Annotated in this window: 3 protein-coding genes; all 3 read left to right on the top strand. The window is 36.9% G+C overall.

Annotated elements, in window-relative coordinates; all coding sequences use genetic code 11:
- Positions 1–110: 110 nt before the first annotated feature.
- Positions 111–380: a hypothetical protein gene (locus VE944_RS24810; protein WP_324983368.1), complete on the top strand. Its 270-nt coding sequence runs from the start codon at positions 111–113 to the stop codon at positions 378–380.
- A 645-nt stretch (positions 381–1,025) separates the two neighbouring features.
- Positions 1,026–1,268, top strand: a complete 243-nt coding sequence (locus VE944_RS24805; RefSeq protein ID WP_324983365.1) for a hypothetical protein — start codon at positions 1,026–1,028, stop codon at positions 1,266–1,268.
- A gap of 223 nt (positions 1,269–1,491) precedes the next feature.
- A partial coding sequence (locus VE944_RS24800) for a cysteine peptidase family C39 domain-containing protein (RefSeq protein WP_324983362.1) occupies positions 1,492–1,680 on the top strand: 189 nt, incomplete at its 3' end.

The following is a 1,680-nucleotide window of genomic DNA, read 5'->3' as shown; positions in this document are numbered from 1 at the left end:
AATACTTTTAGCGGGACAAAAAAGTAATTAAATATACTCTTTAAATGTTTATATTAATTACTTTGAAGCGACGCAGTTTCAAACTCAACAATCAAGCGAGAACTAAGATTATGGAAAGCACATTATTCACCGCATTAACCGCTACCGAAGAAGCTAGTTTGTCTGGTGGTACTGAGAAGAAGTATAAGAAGTACGCTCACAAACCCAGCACCCCCACCCCCGCTCCTAAGCCCGTCATTATCACCCAAGTAGCCCTTAACGTTGCTGCTGGTATTCTTAGTGGCTCTAAGATAGACCAAACCGCTCTCAACGTTGCTACTGGCATTAAGAGTGGCGCTACTGTCACCCAAGTCGCTGTCAACACTATTGCTGGTGAGTAATGGGGTTTAGTATAAGGGAAAGAATAAGCGTAAAGACACGATTAACCGCGTCTTTACTAAGGTAGAGTGTCTTAAACAAACTAACCTGCTCCAACAGAGTAGTTTGTCTTCTTACAAGACATTAGCTTTGTTGCTTATCGCAGTTATTCTAGCATTACGTTTATTCCTACCGCATACTTTTGTTGAATAAAGTTAATAAAGTCTATCAACAGTTCCTCTTAGGCAACTGTTGATGGACTTACTTAATACTTTTGCCAAAGATACTGCTTACCCTGCACATTTCAAGTAGGTAACTAAGTGCTGTTTATTTGAGAAATCGCTCATATCCATGTTTAATTACTATCGGCAGAATAAAATCCCACACCCTTTTATATTTGGGGTTTTGTGTATTTGCCTTAGTTTCGGAGTTTCCATGAATATAGAATCATTTAATCCCTAACTATATCTGACTTTCGGCATTCAGCCCTAATTATTCTAATTCGATAGTGATTAAAGATAAATATGGATAAAAATTTACTATTTTGCAAAAAATAGCGGAAAAAATATAGCCATTTTGTTAGGTGCTACTTATGGTTATGTTTCAGTTAATGCACCTTCCCATCAATTTGAAAACTTGTTAATTAACATCTGAGGTTAATTAGAATCATGAAAAGCACTCAAATCTTCCCAATGTTTATATCCCTGACTGAAGATCAAGAAGTAACCCTATCTGGTGGTGAAACCAACGTGGTTTCTTATTCTTATAGTCAAGTCATAATTGATAAAAAAGGAGTAAAGAAACAAATTACAAAAGTTGGGAAAACGAAAACTACCAAAGGAAAAACTTCAGTGTCAGGAATATTAAAAAGCCTTGGAATAAAACTACCCTTCTCCCTAAAATTTGATTAGTAGTGATAAATAACCGGGCGTGAATAATTAAAGTTTTGTAGTAAGCCGCTCCAACCGCTTACTACAAAACTTTAATTAATTTTACATTGCATAACATAGTTTAATTTTTTTGCTCAGTTACTTAGTAAAATTAGACTATTGGTCAAATTATTAACCACGCAGGGACGAAACCCTGCTATTTTTTTAAGTTTTTTTACGATACTATTGGGTACTGGAGTCTGAAATGAAATACCAAGTTGTTGCACAACATAGTGAAGAAGATTGTGGAGCTGCTTGTCTTGCTTCCGTTGCTAAACATTATCGCCGTAACTTTACACTAAATCGCATCCGGGAAGCGGTAGGCACTGGCCAACTTGGAACAACATTGTTGGGATTGAGGCGAGGAGCGGAAGCACTTGGTTTCAATGCGCGT

This window comes from Nostoc sp. (assembly GCF_035638895.1).
In the GTDB taxonomy this organism is placed as follows: domain Bacteria; phylum Cyanobacteriota; class Cyanobacteriia; order Cyanobacteriales; family Nostocaceae; genus Nostoc.
This window is presented reverse-complemented; position numbering and strand designations above follow the sequence as displayed.

What these genes read in the sequence shown, in the direction of transcription:
- VE944_RS24810 (WP_324983368.1), top strand. Translation starts at nt 111, where the DNA reads ATGGAAAGCACATTATTCACCGCATTAACCGCTACCGAAGAAGCTAGT.
- VE944_RS24805 (WP_324983365.1), top strand. Translation starts at nt 1,026, where the DNA reads ATGAAAAGCACTCAAATCTTCCCAATGTTTATATCCCTGACTGAAGAT.